Origin of the sequence: Leifsonia poae, assembly GCF_027921845.1 — a bacterium.
Taxonomy (GTDB): domain Bacteria; phylum Actinomycetota; class Actinomycetes; order Actinomycetales; family Microbacteriaceae; genus Leifsonia; species Leifsonia poae.
Genome location: NZ_BSEN01000006.1, coordinates 1 through 16,865, shown reverse-complemented (window position 1 = coordinate 16,865; position 16,865 = coordinate 1). Strand labels below are relative to the sequence as shown.

Below are 16,865 nucleotides of genomic sequence, written 5' to 3'. Positions count from 1 at the left end.
TGCGCGGGACGGCGCAGATCGTCGTTGCGCAGCCTGGAGGCGTGTTCGTGCTTGTCGGTCGCGGACGAGATTGAATGCGCCTCGCACGGGGTCCGTCGCTAGATCTTAGGCGGCATGTTTCACGTGAAACACTTCGTCGACCGACCGGTGTTGGACGTAGGGTCCTCTACCCGACAGGGCGAGCGCGGTCGTACAAGCGCGTGGGGCGGGCGCGGCAGGCTCGCGCCACAACACGGGGTTGCCGATCGCCAGACCGAGTTCGGCGACACGGACTGGGCGTCGGCCGGCGCATGGCGTGAGCGTTGCAGCTGGTCAAGATCGGACCGCCCTGACACCAGGCCAATCCTCGACACCACTACTCGACTTGGCGTGGCTTCACGGATGGCGCGCGGCACCCCTCCTCATGCGAGTCGCGGCCGCGGCGGACGTGGGGAGGACGCGACTCGCGATTCAGGCGACTCGCGGGTTCTAGCTCCGTGCTCGGCCCAGGTGTGCGCTCTCCCCCACAGAAGTTCGCAGCTCCACGCGCGCGCGGCGGGCTCTCCCGAAGGTCATCGCCGCCGCCGCCAGCAGGAGGGTGACGCTCCTCACACGAGTCCGCCGTTTCCGGCGCGCGAAGGCCGGCTGTAGGACGCTGAGCCTCGCCGTACCCAGGTGTGTCGAGTCAGAGATTGTCCGGCGAGCGGCCATGACCGCACGGTTCTCGCGTGCTGGCATCAGCGATGCTGCGCGGGCGGACGTCGGCAGGAGTTGTCGCGCCCCCCGGGGTCGGCGTCCGACTGCGAAGCGTTTGGAGTGTCTTTGGGCAGTTGTTACCGCTGCCCGGTCGGCGTACGGCTGTGGAGCGTCAGTAGTGTCTTTGGGTGGTTGTTGCCGCTGCCCGGGTCGGCGTCCGGCTGTGGAGCGTCAGCAGTGCCTCTGGGTAGTTGCTACTGCTGCCCGGTCGGCGTCCGGCTGTGGAGCGTCAGCAGTGCCTTTGAGCAGTTGCTACCGCCCCCGTCGGCCCCCGCCCGCGAAGGGTCAGGAGCGCCTTCGGGCCGTCCATTGCTACCGCTGTGCGACTGCGGCTGCTTTGGATTCTGCGTCCATTCTGTGGTGCGATGCGATGCTGCGCACGCACAGATGCACTGTCGGCCCCGTCGGCTATAGAGAGCTCACTCACCCCAGCAGTGCTCTGGCCGTGAACACCGCATCGCGCGCGGCTGGTGGGACCTTCCCTGTAATCACGTCGCGGCCCCGATTCGCGGGCGTTGGTCCAACCGCGTTCTGACTGTTCGGGTGTGGCCGTGCCGGCAATGTTTCACGTGAAACGCGGGCCCCTGGGCGGATTTAGGACGAAGTTTCCTCCACAGGTGCGGAACACGGAGTTTCATCCACAGTCAGGAGGACCGGACGAGTCAGACTTTCATTCAAGCTAGAGTTGATCGGGTGGTCCGCTGCCCTGGCGCGACTGTTCCCCGACGACTGCCCCAACTGCTGAACGCGGTGTTGGACACCATATCGAGCGACAAGGTTTCACGTGAAACATCCTGATCAGGACGCCCAGGTCGATGTGACCTCAAAGGAGTTCGATGGATCGACGCCGCTCGCGCGCGAAATTCAGGATCTGACACGTCGCCGACAGGCAATCGCTGCGGAAACACTCCCCCTCCCCTCGCGGACTCGGATCTTCACGATTTCGAACCAGAAGGGTGGGGTCGGCAAGACGACGACTGTCGTCAACCTGTCCGCCGCGCTGGCGAAATCGGGCGCCCGAGTGCTCGTAATCGACCTGGATCCACAGGGCAACGCGTCGACCGCGCTCAGCGTGGAGCACCGGGAAGGCACGCCCAGCGTCTACGACGTCATCGTCAACGACAAGGAACTCGAAGAGGTCATTCAGAAGAGCCCCGAGTTCGACGGACTGTTCGTGATCCCCGCGACCATCGACCTCGCCGGCGCCGAGATCGAGCTCGTCTCCATGGTCGCCCGTGAGCAGCGACTCTCCAGATCGCTCGCGACGTTCCTCGATGAATACGACTTCGACTACGTGCTCATCGACTGCCCCCCGTCCCTCGGACTTCTGACGATCAATGCTTTCGTGGCGGCGACCGAAGTCTTGATCCCGATCCAATGCGAGTATTACGCGCTAGAGGGGCTGAGTCAGCTGCTCAAGAACATTCAGCTCATCGAAAAGCACCTGAACCCGAAGCTCCGGGTTTCGACCATCCTGCTCACGATGTACGACTCGCGCACCAACCTCGCCCACCAGGTGGCAGAGGACGTACGAGCCCACTTCCCCAAGGAAGTGCTCAACACGATCATCCCGCGCTCGGTGCGTATCTCAGAAGCGCCGAGCTATGGGCAGAGCGTCATCAGCTACGACACGAACTCGTCCGGGTCCCTCTCCTACCTGGAGGCGGCCGCGGAGATCGCACGAAGAGGAGTACCCCGCTAATGGCAGCGAAGCGCACAGGACTGGGCCGCGGGATCGGCGCACTCATCCCCACCACCGATTCGTCGGCACGACCCGTCGATGTCTTCTTCCCCGACTCCTCGGCGCAGGCCGAGGAGCTCGTCGCTGTGCCGGGGGCCCGCCTCGCGAACCTCTCCCCCGATGACATCGTTCCCAACGCTGTACAGCCGCGCACCGAGTTCGACCGCGAAGCGCTCGACGAGCTTGTCGTCAGCATCCGCGAAGTCGGTGTTCTGCAGCCGGTGGTCGTGCGCCCGATCGCCGGGCAGAAGGACAAGTACGAGCTGATCATGGGCGAGCGCCGGCTGCGCGCGACCAAGCAGCTCGGGCTCCCGACGATCCCGGCCGTCATCAAGGACACGGCCGATGAGGACATGCTGCGTGATGCTCTCCTCGAGAACCTGCACCGCTCGCAGCTGAACCCGCTCGAAGAGGCGTCCGCGTACCAGCAGCTGCTCGCCGACTTCGGGATCACACAGGAAGAGCTCGGAAACCGCATCGGTCGGTCACGCCCGCAGATCACCAACACCCTGCGTCTGCTGAAACTGCCTTCGGGCGTTCAGTCCCGCGTCGCGGCGGGTGTGTTGAGCGCCGGGCACGCCCGTGCCATCCTCTCGGTCGGTGACGATGATGCTGCGATGACGCGGCTTGCCGACAAGATCGTCAACGAGGATCTCTCGGTACGCGCTGCTGAGGCGGTCGCGAGCAAAGAGCCCAAGCCCGCACGCACGAAGGTCACGGCTGGCAAGCATCGTGGGCACCTCGACGAAATCGCCGATAAGCTCGGTGATCGGCTCAATACGCGCGTCAAGATTTCGCTCGGTGCACGAAAAGGCCAGATCGTGGTCGATTTCGCCACCATTCAGGACCTCAACCGCATCCTCGATGAGATCGGCCAGCCGAGCTACAGCTGAGTCTCCCGGTTTCACGTGAAACGCTGACCTGTCGCGATACGAGTGCGGCTCCCGCACACCATCACGTTTCACGTGAAACACGATGCAGAGCGCCGCTCCAGGCCGGCGGCCGCGGCAGTCGTCCCTACAGCCCCGTTGCGGAGTCCTCGATCGCTGCGCGTGCGAGCGCCGCGTACACGTCACCGAGGTCCCGCCCAGAGGCGGCGATCGCCTGCGGCATGATCGAGGTCTCGGTCAGGCCGGGAAGCACGTTCGCCTCCAGGAACCACGGCACGCCATCCGCGTCGACGATCAGGTCGATGCGCGACAGGTGCCGCAGCCCGAGGGCAGTGTGAGCGGTCGTCGCTGCCTCGGCCACGGCCGCAGCCACGGAGTCGTCCAGCCGCGCCGGCACGTAGAACCGGGTCTCCCCCGCGTTGTACCGGGCGTTGAAGGTGTAAGCCCCTTCCACAGGCTCGATCTCGACGGCCGGCAGCGCGTCCGGACCATCGCCCGTGTCGATCACGGCGACCGAGACCTCGACGCCCTCGACCTTGCGCTCGATGAGCGCGACGTCTGCATACGTGTACGCGTCCACCATCGCTCGCGGCAACTCGTCCTCTGTCGTCACGATCGTCACGCCCTGCGCCGAACCACCCTGGGCCGGCTTCACGACGAGGGGAAGACCGAGCCCGGCGAGAACCGTCGCCAGAACGCTGTTGGCGCCGAGCTCGCGGAACGTCTCCTTCGGCAGGGTCACCGACGCAGGTGTCGCGCCCCCGGCCCGGGCAACGAGTGTCTTCGCGGTCGGCTTGGACCAGGCCAGGCGAGCGGCGTCGGTGCGCGAGCCGACGAACGGGATGCCGGTCTGCTCGAGCAGCGCCCGCAGCGCGCCGTCCTCGCCGCTCGCACCGTGGAGGGCCGGCCAGATCACGTCGGGTCGGTTCTCGGCCAGATAACCCAGCAACGACGCATCCGGATCCCGGAACGACACCGTGTGGCCGAGGGAGTTGAGACCGTCGGCCACGCGACGGCCGGAACGCAGTGAGATGTCGCGCTCGTGCGAGATCCCGCCGGCGAGCACCACGATATCGAGAGCGGAAATATCGGCCATGATCAGGTATTTTCCTAACTCGTTGCGACTAGCGGAGGTCGGTCGGGAGGTTGTTGCTCGTGCGGTCCGCTCGCACGGACGAGAGCAGTCCCGTGCCGGCGAATGTCTCGAGCAGGTCGGTCTCGCCGTTGATGACGGTGGCGAGCCGGCGGATGCCCACCCGGATGCTCTCCGGTGTCGGGTAGCAGAACGAGAGTCGCATGTTGTGGCGGCCGGAGCCGTCGGCGTAGAAGGCGGTGCCGGGCGTGTATGCCACGAGCTCCGTGACCGCGCGCGGGAGCATTGCCTTGGAGTCCAGATGTGGCGGCAGCGTGAGCCAGACGTAGAACCCGCCGTTCGGATCCGTCCAGCTCAGATCCGGGAGGTGCTCCTGCAGCGCGGAGATCATCGTCTCCTTGCGCTCCCGGTATACCCCGCGGAAGGTGTCGATCTGCGCCTTCCAGTCGGCGTCGCTCAGGTACTGCGAGACGACGAGCTGGCTGAACGAGCTGGGGCTGAGCACCGCGGCCTCGTTCGCGAGGATGAGCTTCTCGCGGATGGCGTGCGGAGCCAGCGCCCAGCCGACGCGGAAGCCCGGGGCGAGCGTCTTCGAGAAGGTGCCCAGATAGACCACACCCTCGCGCTCGACGGAGCGCATCGCGGCTGGGGGCTTCTCACCGAAATACAGCAGCCCGTACGGGTTGTCCTCGAGTACCAGGATGTCGTTCTGCCGCGCGATCTCGAGGATCTCGAGGCGGCGCTCCCACGACAGCGTCACTCCGGCGGGGTTGTGGAACGTCGGCACGGTGTACAAGAACTTCACTCGCCGGCCATCGGCCTTGAGGCGGGCGATGTGCTCGCGCAACGCTTCGGGGATCATCCCGTTCTCGTCCATCGGAACGTGGTCGACCTCGGCCTGGTACGACTTGAAGATCACCATGGCGGTCACGTAGCTCGGTCCCTCGGCCAGCACCACGTCGCCCGGGTCGAGGAAGAGCTTGCTGAACAGCTCGAGAGCGTGCTGCGAGCCCGTGGTCACGACGACGTCGTCGGCGCTCCCGCTGATGCCCTCGAGAGCCATCACGTCGAGGATCTGCTCGCGAAGCGCAGGAACGCCCTGCCCCGAGCCGTACTGGAGCGCGACCGGACCCTGCTCGCGCATCACGCGATCCATCGCCCCGACCACCAGATCTTCGGGGAGGGCGGAGACGAACGGCATGCCGCCGGCCAGAGAGACCACCTCAGGGCGGCTGGCGACGGCGAACAGGGCTCGGACCTCACTGGCGGCCAGGCCGCTCGTACGCTGCGCGTAGTGGTTGTACCACGGGTCCAGATTGTTGCCGCGTGAACGCGGGCTGCCCTGATCAGTCACGTCTCTTCCGTTTCTAACGCCGTTTGCCAATGCTATTTGGGTGGAGTCCCGACCCGAAATCGGGTCGGGACGTGGTGCAGGTGTCACTTTTGGTGCGGGTGGTGCGAGATAACGCAGTGCGGATGGTGCGGGGTACAGCGGGAGGTACAAAAAAAGACCCGCCCGGCGTGTGCCGGACGGGTCTGTGAAGGACTGGTCGGCTACGCGAGGTAGGCGGCCAGGTCGGCTTCGAGGGCGGGCTTCGGCTTGGCGCCGATGACGGTCTTGACGACCTCGCCACCCTGGTACACCTTCATCGCGGGGATGGAGGTGATCTGGTACTTCGCAGCGGTCTGCGGGTTCTCGTCGACGTTCAGCTTGACGATCTCGATCTTGTCGGAGTGCTCGGACGCGATCTGGTCGAGGATGGGTCCGACGGCGCGACACGGGCCGCACCACTCTGCCCAGAAGTCGACCAGGATGGTCTTCTCGCTGTTGAGGACGTCGCTCTCGAAAGAAGCGTCCGTGACCGAACGTGCTGCAGACATTGTGTAGTTCTCCTTATGCGGTTGTTGTGAGTTCGAGATCGCTCGCCTCAGCCGGAACGGCTAGGGCCAGCAGGTCTTTTGGGAGGGTCGCGAGGTAGTGCTCGGCATCCAGAGCCGCAACGGTTCCGGATGCTGCCGCAGTGACCGCCTGACGATAGGTCGGGTCGATCACGTCACCGGCTGCGAACACACCGGCGACCTTCGTCTTCGAGCTCCGGCCGGCGACCGCGATGGTGCCCTCCGGAGTGAGGTCGAGCTGACCGTGCACGAGGTGCACGCGCGGGTCGTTGCCGATCGCGATGAACAGGCCCTGGAGTTCCAGGTCGCTCTTCTCACCGTTCACGGTGTCGCGCAGGGTGACGCTCTTCACGGTCTGGTCGCCGTTGATCGCCACGACCTCGGAGTTCCAGACGAACTCGATCTTCTCGTTGGCGAACGCGCGGTCCTGCATGATCTTGGAGGCGCGGAGGCTGTCCTTGCGGTGGATGACGTACACCTTGTCGGCGAAGCGGGTGAGGAAGTTGGCCTCCTCCATCGCCGAGTCACCGCCGCCGACGACGGCGATCGTGCGCTCGCGGAAGAAGAAGCCGTCGCAGGTGGCGCACCAGGAGACGCCGTGGCCCGACAGGCGCTCTTCGTCGTCGAGTCCCAGCTTGCGATAGGCCGAGCCGGTGGCAAAGATGACCGCGAGGGCCTGGTGCACGGCACCGGATCCGAGCGTGACGGTCTTCACGTCGCCCGACAGGTCGACGGACACGACGTCGTCGAGCACGACCTCCGTGCCGAACTTCTCGGCCTGCGCCTGCATCTTGAACATCAGGTCGGGGCCGAGGATGCCATCCGGGAAGCCGGGGAAGTTCTCGACCTCGGTGGTGTTCATCAGCTCGCCGCCCGCCTCGACCGACGAGGCGATCAGCAGCGGATTCAGATTGGCACGGGCAGCGTAGACCGCAGCCGTGTACCCAGCGGGGCCGGAACCGATGATGATGATCTGCCGCACAGCGGAGCTCCTTGCACTATCTGTAGCGGTCCCGATTGGAATCGCTGACGTGTAGAACACATCCTAGGCGGATGCTATTCCGTGTCACCTGTGTGTTCGGAGCGGGCGGCCGAACGGTTCAGAATCCGCACCGATCCGAGTCACAGCCCCGCGAGAAGCGGGTTCAGGATCGGCGGCTGAGCCGGTTCACAAGCGGCACCAGCCCGGCCTCCAGGTCGCGCGAGCGCAGCAGGGCGAGGAAGCCCACGTACACGATGAGCATCACGACGCCCACGACCGCGATCGACACCAGCGCGCCGAAGAACGACGACACCGAGAAGGACCCCTCCCGCACCCCGCCGAGCAGCACGAGGAAGCCGGCTCCGGCGATCATCGCCGCGACGGCCGCGACGACGAACCGCCACAGGCCGCGCAGGATGCGCCTGCCGTCCACTCCCCCGATGCGCCGGCGGAGCAGCCAGATCGCGATGATCGCCTGCACGGTGCCGGCGATCGACACGACGAGCGCGATGGCAGCGGCGCGGAACGACCGGTCGACGGTGAGGCAGAGAAGCACACCGGCGATGATCAGGACCACTTGCGCGACGGTGAAGTAGAAGGGTGTGCGGGTGTCGCCCAGCGAGTAGAAGGCGCGTTGCGCCATGAACACGATCGAGAACGGCACGAGGCCCACCAAGTAGGCGATGAGCACGAACCCGTAGTCCTGGTAGGTCGGAGTGAAGACGCTCGCCAGCGGGAACGCGACCACGATGAGGGCGGCGGCCGAGAACACGATGAGCAGCAGGATGGAGCGGGCGCCGTTCGAGAAGTCCGAGCGGAACGACACCGTGTCTCCGCGATGCGCATGCTCCGCCATCCGGGTGTAGTAGGCGGTGACGATCGAGACGGCGATGATGCCGTGCGGGAGCATGAAGATCAGCCAGGCGCTGTTCATGATCGCCGGACCGGCGAATCCCTTGCCGACCGAGTTCGCCACGTTCGTCTCGACGAGGCCGGCGATCTGGGTCGCGATGAGCATGCCGAAGGTCCAGGCGGCCGCGCGTCCGGCGTGACCGAGGTTCACGCCGCGCCAGCCGAAGTCGAACCGGAAGCGGAGTCCGATCCGCTTCCAGAAGAAGAACAGGATGAACGCCTGCACGGCGACGCCGAGCGTCGCGCCGCCGGCCAGCAGCGCCACCATCGCGGGGTTCCACGCGTGCGCGCCGCGCAGGCTGTCGGGGTCCGACCCGAAGACGGCGATGAAGATGACCAGCATCGTGATGCCGATGACGTTGTTGACCACCGGCGCCCAAGTGAAAGGCCCGAACGACTTGCGGGCGTTGAGCACCTCCCCGAGCAGCGTGTAGAGGCCGAGGAAGAAGATCTGCGGCAGCGACCAGTAGGCGAACGCCGTGGCGATCGCGGCGGCATCGCCACGGAGACCGAAGAGCTGCATCAGCACCGGCGAGAGCAGCGTGGCGATCAGGGCGACGCCGGCGAACACGACGATGCCGACGGTGACGAGCTTGTTGATGTAGGCCTTGCCGCCGTCGGAGTTCGATGACGCCCGCACGATCTGCGGCACCAGGACGGCATTGAGGATGCCCTGTGCGATGAGCGCGTAGATGCTGTTCGGGACGATGGTCGACGTCGCGTACGGGTTGGAGGCGAACGCGACGGCGCCGATGGCCTGCAGCAGCAGCCAGGCCTTGACGAAACCGAGGATGCGCGAGACGAACGTGCCCGACGCGAGCATCGCGCTCGCGCGACCGACGCTAGCCACGCTCGGAGTCCTTCTCCGCCGAGGAGTGCGGTGAGGCATCCGGCGCGGCGGGTAGTCCGGCATCCGGTGCGCTATCCGGATCGGCCCCCGCCTCCGCGTCCGTCGCCTCGACGTCGTCGCTGCCGCGCTTGCGGCGTCGCAGGATGTTGCGCACGATGCCGAAGCCGAAGAGCAGCACCAGGAGGATTCCGAAGATCAGCGCTCCGATGCCCTCCCAGTCGGCGTGCACGTCCACCGTCACGAAGCTCGGCGAGCCGATCTCCACACCGGTCGGGCTGAACAGCCGCAGCGAGAGCACCACCTGACCGTTGCCGAGCTTGGCCTTGACCGGAACCAGTACCGTGGCGCGGGACTCGGGCAGGATGTGCTTGGTCGCGTCCTCGTCGATCTCGAGCCGGCTGTTCGACGGCGAGGCGCTCAGCACGATGTTGACGGCCTCGCCCTTGAGTTCATTGCTCACCGTGAACGGGATCGAGCCCTGAGCGCTCACGAGATTGACGTTCTCGGTCGGCAGGATCGTGATCGAATCGAGAGTCGCCGAGGTCGCCTTCCGGCTTGCGACGACCGCTGCAGCCCAATCGTTGCGCGGATCCTGCCAGGAGACGGCGAGCAGAGTGAGCAGCTCGGCCCGGGTGCGGCCGGTCATGGTCGTCGGGTCGTCGAGCACCGTGGAGAAGCCGCTGATCGCCTTCTCGTCTTCAGCCAGGTTCTTGATCGAGGCGATCCGTGCGGGGCCCTCCGGCTTGTCGGAGAGGCTCAGGCCGCTGGTCGAGGGCGCAGCGAGCGTCGACGGAAGCGTCGCGGGGGCTGACCAGGCGGACCCGAGCAGCGCGTCGAGCGTGCGGTCGAGCTGCGTGCCGCTCGACGGCCACGCACGGTCGAACGCCACCAGCAGGTTCTTGGAGTCCGCACTCTCCTGACTCGTCAGCAGGAGCTGGGCGTTGACCTTCGACATCGCACTGTTCCAGGCCACGTCGCTCGGTGCCGACGCGGCATCGCGGATGGCATCGGAGAGTCCGGAGTCGGAGACCGCCAGTTTGCCGCCGGTGAAGGGGAGCACGGCGTTCGGGGTGCTCTGCATCCCCGGTGCGTTCGTGTTCGATCCGGAGACGATGGTGGTGGTGAGCCCTGCCGTGACCAACGCGGGCAGATCGGACCTGACCACGGTCGCATCCCCCGGCCACGCGATGCCCTGCATCGTGTATGTCCACGAAAGCAGCTCATCCAGCGTCGGAAGGACCGGCCCGGCTCCCGCGGTGGGGGTGGGCGTCGGGGTCGGCGTCTCCGTGGTGCCGCCGGTCGGCGCCGGGGTCTCCGTGACCGGCGCCTCGCCCACCGGTGTCGGCGACGGCGTGAAGTTCTTCGGATCCAGCGCGTAGGACAGCGAGGTCGGTGTCAGTGGGGTGCGGATGCCGCTCTGGATCTGCCCGACGAGGTCGGCGTCGCCGAAGCCGAGCGAGAACACGTCGTTCGGCAAGGCGGCGAGCCGTGCGAGCCAGTCGCTCGCGGTCGCCGGCGCCGCGTTGCCGAGCACCCGGATGGACGCGATGATCATCGGGTCGATGCCGATCGCGACCGTCGAGTGCTTGGCCACGCCGTCGAGATCGCGTGTGAGCACGCCGTTGGCGGCCGTGTAGGTCGTGAGGTCGTCGGCGGAGATGAGTCCCCCGCCGGTCGAGGGGCTGATGATGGGGAGCACGACGCCGATCGACGACTTGGTCGCTGCGCCTCCCGGGTTCCACGCGACGCTGCCGCGGGCGATCGCGGTGGTGGCCGACGGGAGAGTGACGGTCGTACCGATCCCGTACACGGCCTGTGTCGCGCTCGCCGCGAACGGCACGTTCGCCGCGGGGACCGTCACGGTGACGACCGTGCTCGTCCCCGGCTCCAGAGCGCCGACGGCGGCGTGGCCGATCGTGCTCGTCCCGTCGGGCGCGTCCGTGGCGGCGAGCCAGGACGAGAGGCTCGAGCGGGTGGCGAGCGGGTCCGGGTCGACCCAGAGATCGACCGTGCCCGCCGGGTACGCGGTCTCCGAGGTGTTGCTGACGCTGACGGAGGCGACGAGGTTCTTGCCCTTGCCGAGCACTCCCCCGTCGATGGTCGTCACCGACGCGGTGATCGGCGAGGATGCGGCGGCAGCGGCGGCGCGGGCGGATGACGCCGCAGCGGCGTGAGCGGCAGGCGGCGCGGCTGCGCCGGCGACAGCAGCGGGAGCGAGGGCGAGGGCGACGGTGGCGCCGATGAGCGCAGCGAGGCCCCGCACACCCCGCAGTCGGGTGAGGCCGGGTACGCTCATGCGTCGACGCACGATCCCGTTTCGGCCTCCATGTCGACGATTCTAGAGTGCGGGCCCTGAGAGACCGCGGCGAGCACGCCCGTAAACTGGGGCACCATGCAGAGCGTCGCCGAATCCCTCGAACGCCTCGGCGACCTCGCGCGCTCCGCGACGGTCACCCAGGTCTCCACGGCTTTCGCCGACGCAGGACACGAGCTGGCGCTCGTCGGCGGCCCTGTCAGAGACGCCCTGCTCGGCCGCGACGTGCACGACCTCGACTTCACGACGGATGCGCGCCCCGACCGCATCCTGTCGATCGTCGGGCCCATCGCCGACGCGGTCTGGGACATCGGCCGTGACTTCGGCACGATCGGCGCCCGCTTCGGCGACGACACGGTCGAGATCACGACCTACCGCACCGACAGCTACGACGGCGAGACACGCAAACCGGACGTGGAGTTCGGCAACAGACTCGAAGACGACCTCCTGCGCCGCGACTTCACCGTGAACGCGCTCGCGCTGCGGGTGCCGGAGGTGAAGCTGGTCGACCCGTCCGGGGGCGTCGAGCACCTGCTGAGCCGCACGATCACCACCCCGAGCAGCCCGGAGATCTCGTTCGGCGACGACCCGCTGCGGATGATGCGCGCCGCCCGCTTCACCTCGCAGCTCGGATTCACGGTCGACGAGGACACCCGGCGTGCGATGACGGAGATGGCCGACCGCATCGAGATCGTGAGCGCCGAGCGGGTGCGTGACGAGATCAGCAAGCTCCTCGTCACCGACCGCCCGCGCGACGGCATCGAACTGCTGGTCGAGACCGGTCTCGCCGATCGGGTCATCCCCGAGATCCCTGCGCTCCGCCTCGAGATGGACGAGCACCACCACCACAAGGACGTCTACCAGCACAGCCTCACCGTGCTCGATCAGGCCATCGGCTACGAGAAGGAACGCCATCCGGGCTCGGAGCCCGATCTCGTGCTGCGGCTCGCGGCCATCCTGCACGACATCGGCAAGCCGGCCACGCGCCGCCTCGAGCCGGGGGGAGTGGTCAGCTTCTACCACCACGACGTGGTCGGGGCGAAGCTCGCCAAGCGACGGCTCACCGCTCTGCGCTTCGATAAGGCGACCATCGACGCGGTCGCGCGCCTGATCGAGCTGCACCTTCGGTTCTTCGGGTACACCGAGGGGCACTGGACCGACTCCGCCGTACGCCGCTATGTACGGGATGCCGGGCCGCAGCTCGAACGTCTGCACATGCTCACCCGCGCCGATGTGACGACCCGCAACCGCCGTAAGGCCGACCGGCTGGGATTCGCCTACGACGACCTCGAGGCGCGCATCCGGGAGCTGCAGGAGAAAGAGGAACTGGACGCCGTGCGCCCCGACCTCGACGGCGAGCAGGTCATGCGCATCCTGGGGCTGCGGCCGAGCCGGGAGGTGGGTGACGCAATGCGGTACCTGCTCGAGCTGCGCCTCGACCACGGGCCGCTCGGCGAGGAGGAGGCCACCCGCCGGCTGCTCGCATGGTGGTCGGAGCGCTCGGCATCCTGAGCCCGTCCCGCTCCGATTGGCGCCGGATGCCCGCGGTCCGCTACTCTAGGTAGGTTGTCCGGGCAGATCTATGCCCGCGCAGCAGATGTAGAACCCTCCTGCTACAGACCGTCTGTAGCCGCTAAGTCCAAAGGAGGTGGGTTAGTCATGCATCAGTACGAGTTGATGGTCATCCTCGATCCCGAGATCGACGAGCGCACCGTAGCTCCCAGCCTTGACAAGTTCCTCAACGTCGTTCGCGACGCCGGTGGAACCGTCGACAATGTGGACATCTGGGGCCGCCGCCGCCTCGCCTACGAGATCAACAAGAAGACCGAGGGCATCTACGCCGTCGTTCAGCTGACCTCGGACGGCGACGCCACCAAGGAGCTCGACCGCCAGCTGAAGCTCAGCGAGGCCGTCATGCGCACCAAGGTCCTCCGTGCAGAAGAGGCGATCGCTCAGGTCGCCGCCGCCGCGAAGCTCGCCGACGAGAAGGCCGCCCGCAAGGCTGCCGCTCCCGCCAAGGCTGCTGCCGCCGAAAAGGCCGGCGCCTAGTCCGATGGCCGGCGAGACCGTCATCACCGTGGTGGGCAACCTCACGAGCGACCCGGAGCTGCGTTACACGCAGAACGGACTCGCGGTTGCCAACTTCACCATCGCGTCCACTCCCCGCACGTTCGACCGTCAGGCGAACGAGTGGAAGGACGGTGAGGCTCTCTTCCTGCGTGCGAGCGTCTGGCGTGAATTCGCCGAGCACGTCGCCGGATCGCTGACGAAGGGCTCCCGGGTCATCGCCCAGGGTCGCCTCAAGCAGCGTTCCTACGAGACGAAGGAAGGCGAGAAGCGCACGAGCATCGAGCTCGAGATCGACGAGATCGGTCCGTCGCTTCGCTACGCCACTGCTTCGATCACTCGCGCACAGTCGTCGCGCGGCCCGGGTGGAGCACCCGGCGGCGCCGTCGAAGAGCCGTGGGCTGCCTCAGCGCCGTCCGACGCTTCGTCCTCCGGGTCGGACGTCTGGAACACGCCGGGCAACTACAACGACGAGACTCCCTTCTAAAGGGCGCACCCGGGGAGTGACTCCCTGCGGCGATACACACTTCAACGAAAGCAAAGGAAATCATGGCTGGAAAGTCGAGCGGCGACCGCCGCAAGCCGATCCGCAAGGGCAAGGACGGCAAGAACGCCGCACCCGCGAAGTCGATTCGCGTCGGCGTCATTGACTACAAAGACGTCGCTACCCTGCGTAAGTTCATCTCGGAGCGTGGCAAGATCCGCGCCCGTCGCATCACCGGTGTCTCCGTGCAGGAGCAGCGCCTCATCGCCCGCGCCGTCAAGAACGCGCGCGAGATGGCGCTTCTGCCCTACGCCGGCTCGGGCCGTTAGGAGCCACGGATATGTCGAAACTGATTCTGACGCACGAGGTCTCCGGCCTCGGCTCGGCCGGTGACGTCGTCGACGTCAAGAACGGCTACGCACGCAACTTCCTCATCCCCCAGGGCTTCGCCATCGCGTGGAGCCGTGGCGGCGAGAAGCAGGTCGAGCAGATCAAGGCGGCTCGCACCGCCCGTGAGCTCGCCACCATCGAGCAGGCCCAGGACCTCAAGGCGAAGCTCGAGGCCACCAAGGTCAAGCTCACCGTCAAGGCCGGTCGCGAAGGCCGCCTCTTCGGTTCGGTGAAGACCTCCGACGTTGCCGACGCCGTCAAGGCGGCCGGTATCGGCGAGCTGGACAAGCGCAAGATCGAGCTGCCCAACGCGATCAAGGTCGTGGGCGACCACGAGGCGACCGTTCGTCTCCGCGACGACCTGTCGGCGACGATCACCCTTCAGGTGGTCGCTGCCAAGTAGGCGCACTCGAGCAGTATTCGTAGCGGCGGGCTCCGGCCCGCCGCTACACCCTTTTAACGCGCGGACGCAAGCTTCATCCTCATGTTTGTACACAGGGACACCCTCACGGGGGACAAGGTTCGACACAACCTTTAAACAAGTTTCTACACACAGGGTGGGGAAGGATAAATCCCTGGTCAGGGGATCTATAACCGCCGAAATTCTTTGACTTTCCACAGTTCTCCCCACAGGTTGTGCACAAGCGCTACGGCGTTTCGCGCAGTTTGTCCCCAGCGTTATCCACAGGCCGAGTTGTGAGGATCGTCACGCGCTCCCTAGGGTGGAGCGACGTCGACACACGGGGGTCGGCGCAACCCGGCTTCGCACTCATCGTGTCGGTGGGTCGCAGTATCCAGGAGTGAGTATCGGTCTCGCCAGCGAGCCGTCGCGCGCAGGGTCGCGTGCAGGCGTTCACTGGAAACGAGCGCCGAATACGCACGCCCGCGCAACGCAACGAACAACAGAGGAGACATCGTGTCGATCGCCCATCTGGGTCTCGCTGACCAACGCGAACCGGGCGAAGGCAGGACTCACGAGCGAACGCCGCCGCACGACCTCCTGGCCGAACAGAGCGCGCTCGGCGGAATGCTGCTCAGCAAGGACGCGGTCGCGGACGTCGTCGAAGTCGTGCGCGGTGGCGACTTCTACATCCCCAAGCACGAGATCATCTACGACGCCATCCTGTCGCTGTACTCGCACGGCGAGCCGACCGATGTGATCACGGTCACCGACGAGCTGACCAAGGTCGGCGAGCTCTCGCGCGCCGGCGGTGCGGAGTACCTGCACACGCTCACCAGCCTCGTGCCCACCGCGGCCAACGCCGGCTACTACGCGAACATCGTCGCCGAGAAGGCGCTTCTGCGACGTCTCGTGGAGGCGGGCACCCGCATCACCCAGATGGGCTACAAGGCCGAGGGTGAGGTGCTCGACCTGGTGAACAACGCGCAGGCCGAGATCTACTCGGTCACCGGTTCGCAGGAGACCGAGGACTACGTGCCCCTCACCGACGCGGTGACCGTCGCGATCGACGAGATCGAGGCCGCGAGTCACAAAGACGGTTCCATGACCGGCGTGCCGACCGGCTTCGCCGAACTCGACGAGCTCACGAACGGCCTGCACCCGGGCCAGATGATCATCGTCGCCGCGCGTCCGGCGCTCGGAAAGTCGACGCTCGCGCTCGACTTCGCTCGGGCCGCGTCCATCCACCACGAGATGCCCACGATCTTCTTCTCCCTCGAGATGGGGCGCAGCGAGATCGCGATGCGTCTGCTCTCGGCCGAGGCATCGGTGCCCCTCCAGAGCATGCGTAAAGGCAAGGTGGAGAGCCGCGACTGGACCACGATCGCCGCCACCCGCGGTCGCATCAATGACGCCCCGCTCTACATCGATGACAGCCCGAACATGACGCTCGTCGAGATCCGGGCCAAGTGCCGTCGCCTCAAGCAGCGCGTCGGCCTCAAGATGGTCGTCATCGACTACCTCCAGCTGATGACGAGCGGCAAGCGCGTCGAGAGCCGCCAGCAAGAGGTCAGCGAGTTCTCCCGAGCGCTCAAGCTGCTCGCCAAGGAGCTCCAGGTGCCCGTGATCGCCCTCTCGCAGCTGAACCGTGGACCCGAGCAGCGCGCCGACAAGCTGCCGGCGCTGAGCGACCTCCGTGAATCCGGATCGATCGAGCAGGACGCCGACATGGTGATCCTGCTCCACCGCGAGTCCGCCTACGAGAAAGACAACCCCCGCGCAGGCGAGGCCGACCTGATCGTGGCCAAGCACCGTAACGGCCCCACGCGAACAGTCACCGTGGCCTTCCAGGGCCACTTCTCGCGGTTCACCGACATGGCGCCGATCTAGGCCGCGACTGTCGAACGCGGAAACTGGCAGAGCCGCGTTGGGGGATGGATGCAGGTGTGGATTTCGGTCTATGACGCGAGCGTAGAGTCAATCTCCGAGCAGCGCGGCCAGGTTTTCGAGCAACTGTCCCCATCCGATCTCGAGCCCTCCCAACGCTGATGCCGCGTCCGGGCTGGTGTCGTCGACGCGGATGGTGAGCAGCAGGTCGGTCGTGTTGT

Annotated in this window: 14 protein-coding genes; 8 read left to right on the top strand and 6 right to left on the bottom strand. The window is 66.6% G+C overall.

Annotated features, from left to right (window positions below; translation table 11 throughout):
* The first annotated feature begins 1,519 nt into the window (after nucleotides 1–1,519).
* Nucleotides 1,520–2,437, top strand: coding sequence for a ParA family protein (locus PKE84_RS07005; RefSeq protein WP_271176516.1), 918 nt, complete (start codon nucleotides 1,520–1,522; stop codon nucleotides 2,435–2,437).
* On the top strand, nucleotides 2,437–3,369 hold the full coding sequence (locus PKE84_RS07000) for a ParB/RepB/Spo0J family partition protein (RefSeq protein ID WP_271176515.1): 933 nt from the start codon (nucleotides 2,437–2,439) through the stop codon (nucleotides 3,367–3,369). The genes PKE84_RS07005 and PKE84_RS07000 overlap by 1 nt, the downstream gene beginning before the upstream one ends.
* 124 nt (nucleotides 3,370–3,493) lie before the next feature.
* Here PKE84_RS07000 and PKE84_RS06995 read toward each other — a convergent pair whose 3' ends face one another.
* From PKE84_RS06995 to PKE84_RS06970, 6 genes are all read right to left on the bottom strand, one after another.
* On the bottom strand, nucleotides 3,494–4,462 hold the full coding sequence (locus PKE84_RS06995) for a D-alanine--D-alanine ligase family protein (RefSeq protein ID WP_271176514.1): 969 nt from the start codon (nucleotides 4,460–4,462) through the stop codon (nucleotides 3,494–3,496).
* Between the two features lie 28 nt (nucleotides 4,463–4,490).
* The gene (locus PKE84_RS06990; protein ID WP_271176513.1) at nucleotides 4,491–5,813 is read right to left on the bottom strand and encodes an aminotransferase-like domain-containing protein; all 1,323 of its coding nucleotides are present in this window, start codon (nucleotides 5,811–5,813) and stop codon (nucleotides 4,491–4,493) included.
* 200 nt (nucleotides 5,814–6,013) lie between these two features.
* Complete coding sequence (trxA, locus tag PKE84_RS06985) at nucleotides 6,014–6,340, bottom strand: thioredoxin (protein ID WP_271176512.1); 327 nt, start codon at nucleotides 6,338–6,340, stop codon at nucleotides 6,014–6,016.
* 13 nt (nucleotides 6,341–6,353) lie between these two features.
* Complete coding sequence (gene trxB / locus PKE84_RS06980; RefSeq protein WP_271176511.1) at nucleotides 6,354–7,340, bottom strand: thioredoxin-disulfide reductase; 987 nt, start codon at nucleotides 7,338–7,340, stop codon at nucleotides 6,354–6,356.
* 163 nt (nucleotides 7,341–7,503) lie between these two features.
* Nucleotides 7,504–9,102: a murein biosynthesis integral membrane protein MurJ gene (murJ, locus tag PKE84_RS06975; protein WP_271176510.1), complete on the bottom strand. Its 1,599-nt coding sequence runs from the start codon at nucleotides 9,100–9,102 to the stop codon at nucleotides 7,504–7,506.
* Nucleotides 9,095–11,398: a DUF6049 family protein gene (locus PKE84_RS06970; RefSeq protein ID WP_271176509.1), complete on the bottom strand. Its 2,304-nt coding sequence runs from the start codon at nucleotides 11,396–11,398 to the stop codon at nucleotides 9,095–9,097. The genes murJ and PKE84_RS06970 overlap by 8 nt, the downstream gene beginning before the upstream one ends.
* Nucleotides 11,399–11,494: 96 nt before the next feature.
* Here PKE84_RS06970 and PKE84_RS06965 point away from each other — a divergent pair, with 96 nt between their 5' ends.
* The 6 genes from PKE84_RS06965 to dnaB all read left to right on the top strand — a co-directional run bounded on the left by PKE84_RS06965 (nucleotide 11,495) and on the right by dnaB (nucleotide 16,647).
* Nucleotides 11,495–12,928 carry a CCA tRNA nucleotidyltransferase gene (locus PKE84_RS06965; protein ID WP_271176508.1) on the top strand — a complete coding sequence of 478 codons (1,434 nt, stop codon included), beginning with the start codon at nucleotides 11,495–11,497 and terminating at the stop codon, nucleotides 12,926–12,928.
* A 147-nt stretch (nucleotides 12,929–13,075) separates the two neighbouring features.
* Nucleotides 13,076–13,465, top strand: a complete 390-nt coding sequence (gene rpsF, locus PKE84_RS06960) for a 30S ribosomal protein S6 (RefSeq protein ID WP_271176507.1) — start codon at nucleotides 13,076–13,078, stop codon at nucleotides 13,463–13,465.
* A gap of 4 nt (nucleotides 13,466–13,469) precedes the next feature.
* The gene (locus PKE84_RS06955; protein ID WP_271176506.1) at nucleotides 13,470–13,970 is read left to right on the top strand and encodes a single-stranded DNA-binding protein; all 501 of its coding nucleotides are present in this window, start codon (nucleotides 13,470–13,472) and stop codon (nucleotides 13,968–13,970) included.
* A 62-nt stretch (nucleotides 13,971–14,032) separates the two neighbouring features.
* On the top strand, nucleotides 14,033–14,296 hold the full coding sequence (rpsR, locus tag PKE84_RS06950; protein ID WP_055897232.1) for a 30S ribosomal protein S18: 264 nt from the start codon (nucleotides 14,033–14,035) through the stop codon (nucleotides 14,294–14,296).
* An 11-nt stretch (nucleotides 14,297–14,307) separates the two neighbouring features.
* The gene (gene rplI / locus PKE84_RS06945) at nucleotides 14,308–14,760 is read left to right on the top strand and encodes a 50S ribosomal protein L9 (RefSeq protein ID WP_271176505.1); all 453 of its coding nucleotides are present in this window, start codon (nucleotides 14,308–14,310) and stop codon (nucleotides 14,758–14,760) included.
* 513 nt (nucleotides 14,761–15,273) lie between these two features.
* A complete protein-coding gene (gene dnaB, locus PKE84_RS06940; protein WP_271176504.1) occupies nucleotides 15,274–16,647 on the top strand; it encodes a replicative DNA helicase in 1,374 nt (457 codons plus the stop codon).
* Nucleotides 16,648–16,865 lie beyond the last annotated feature (218 nt).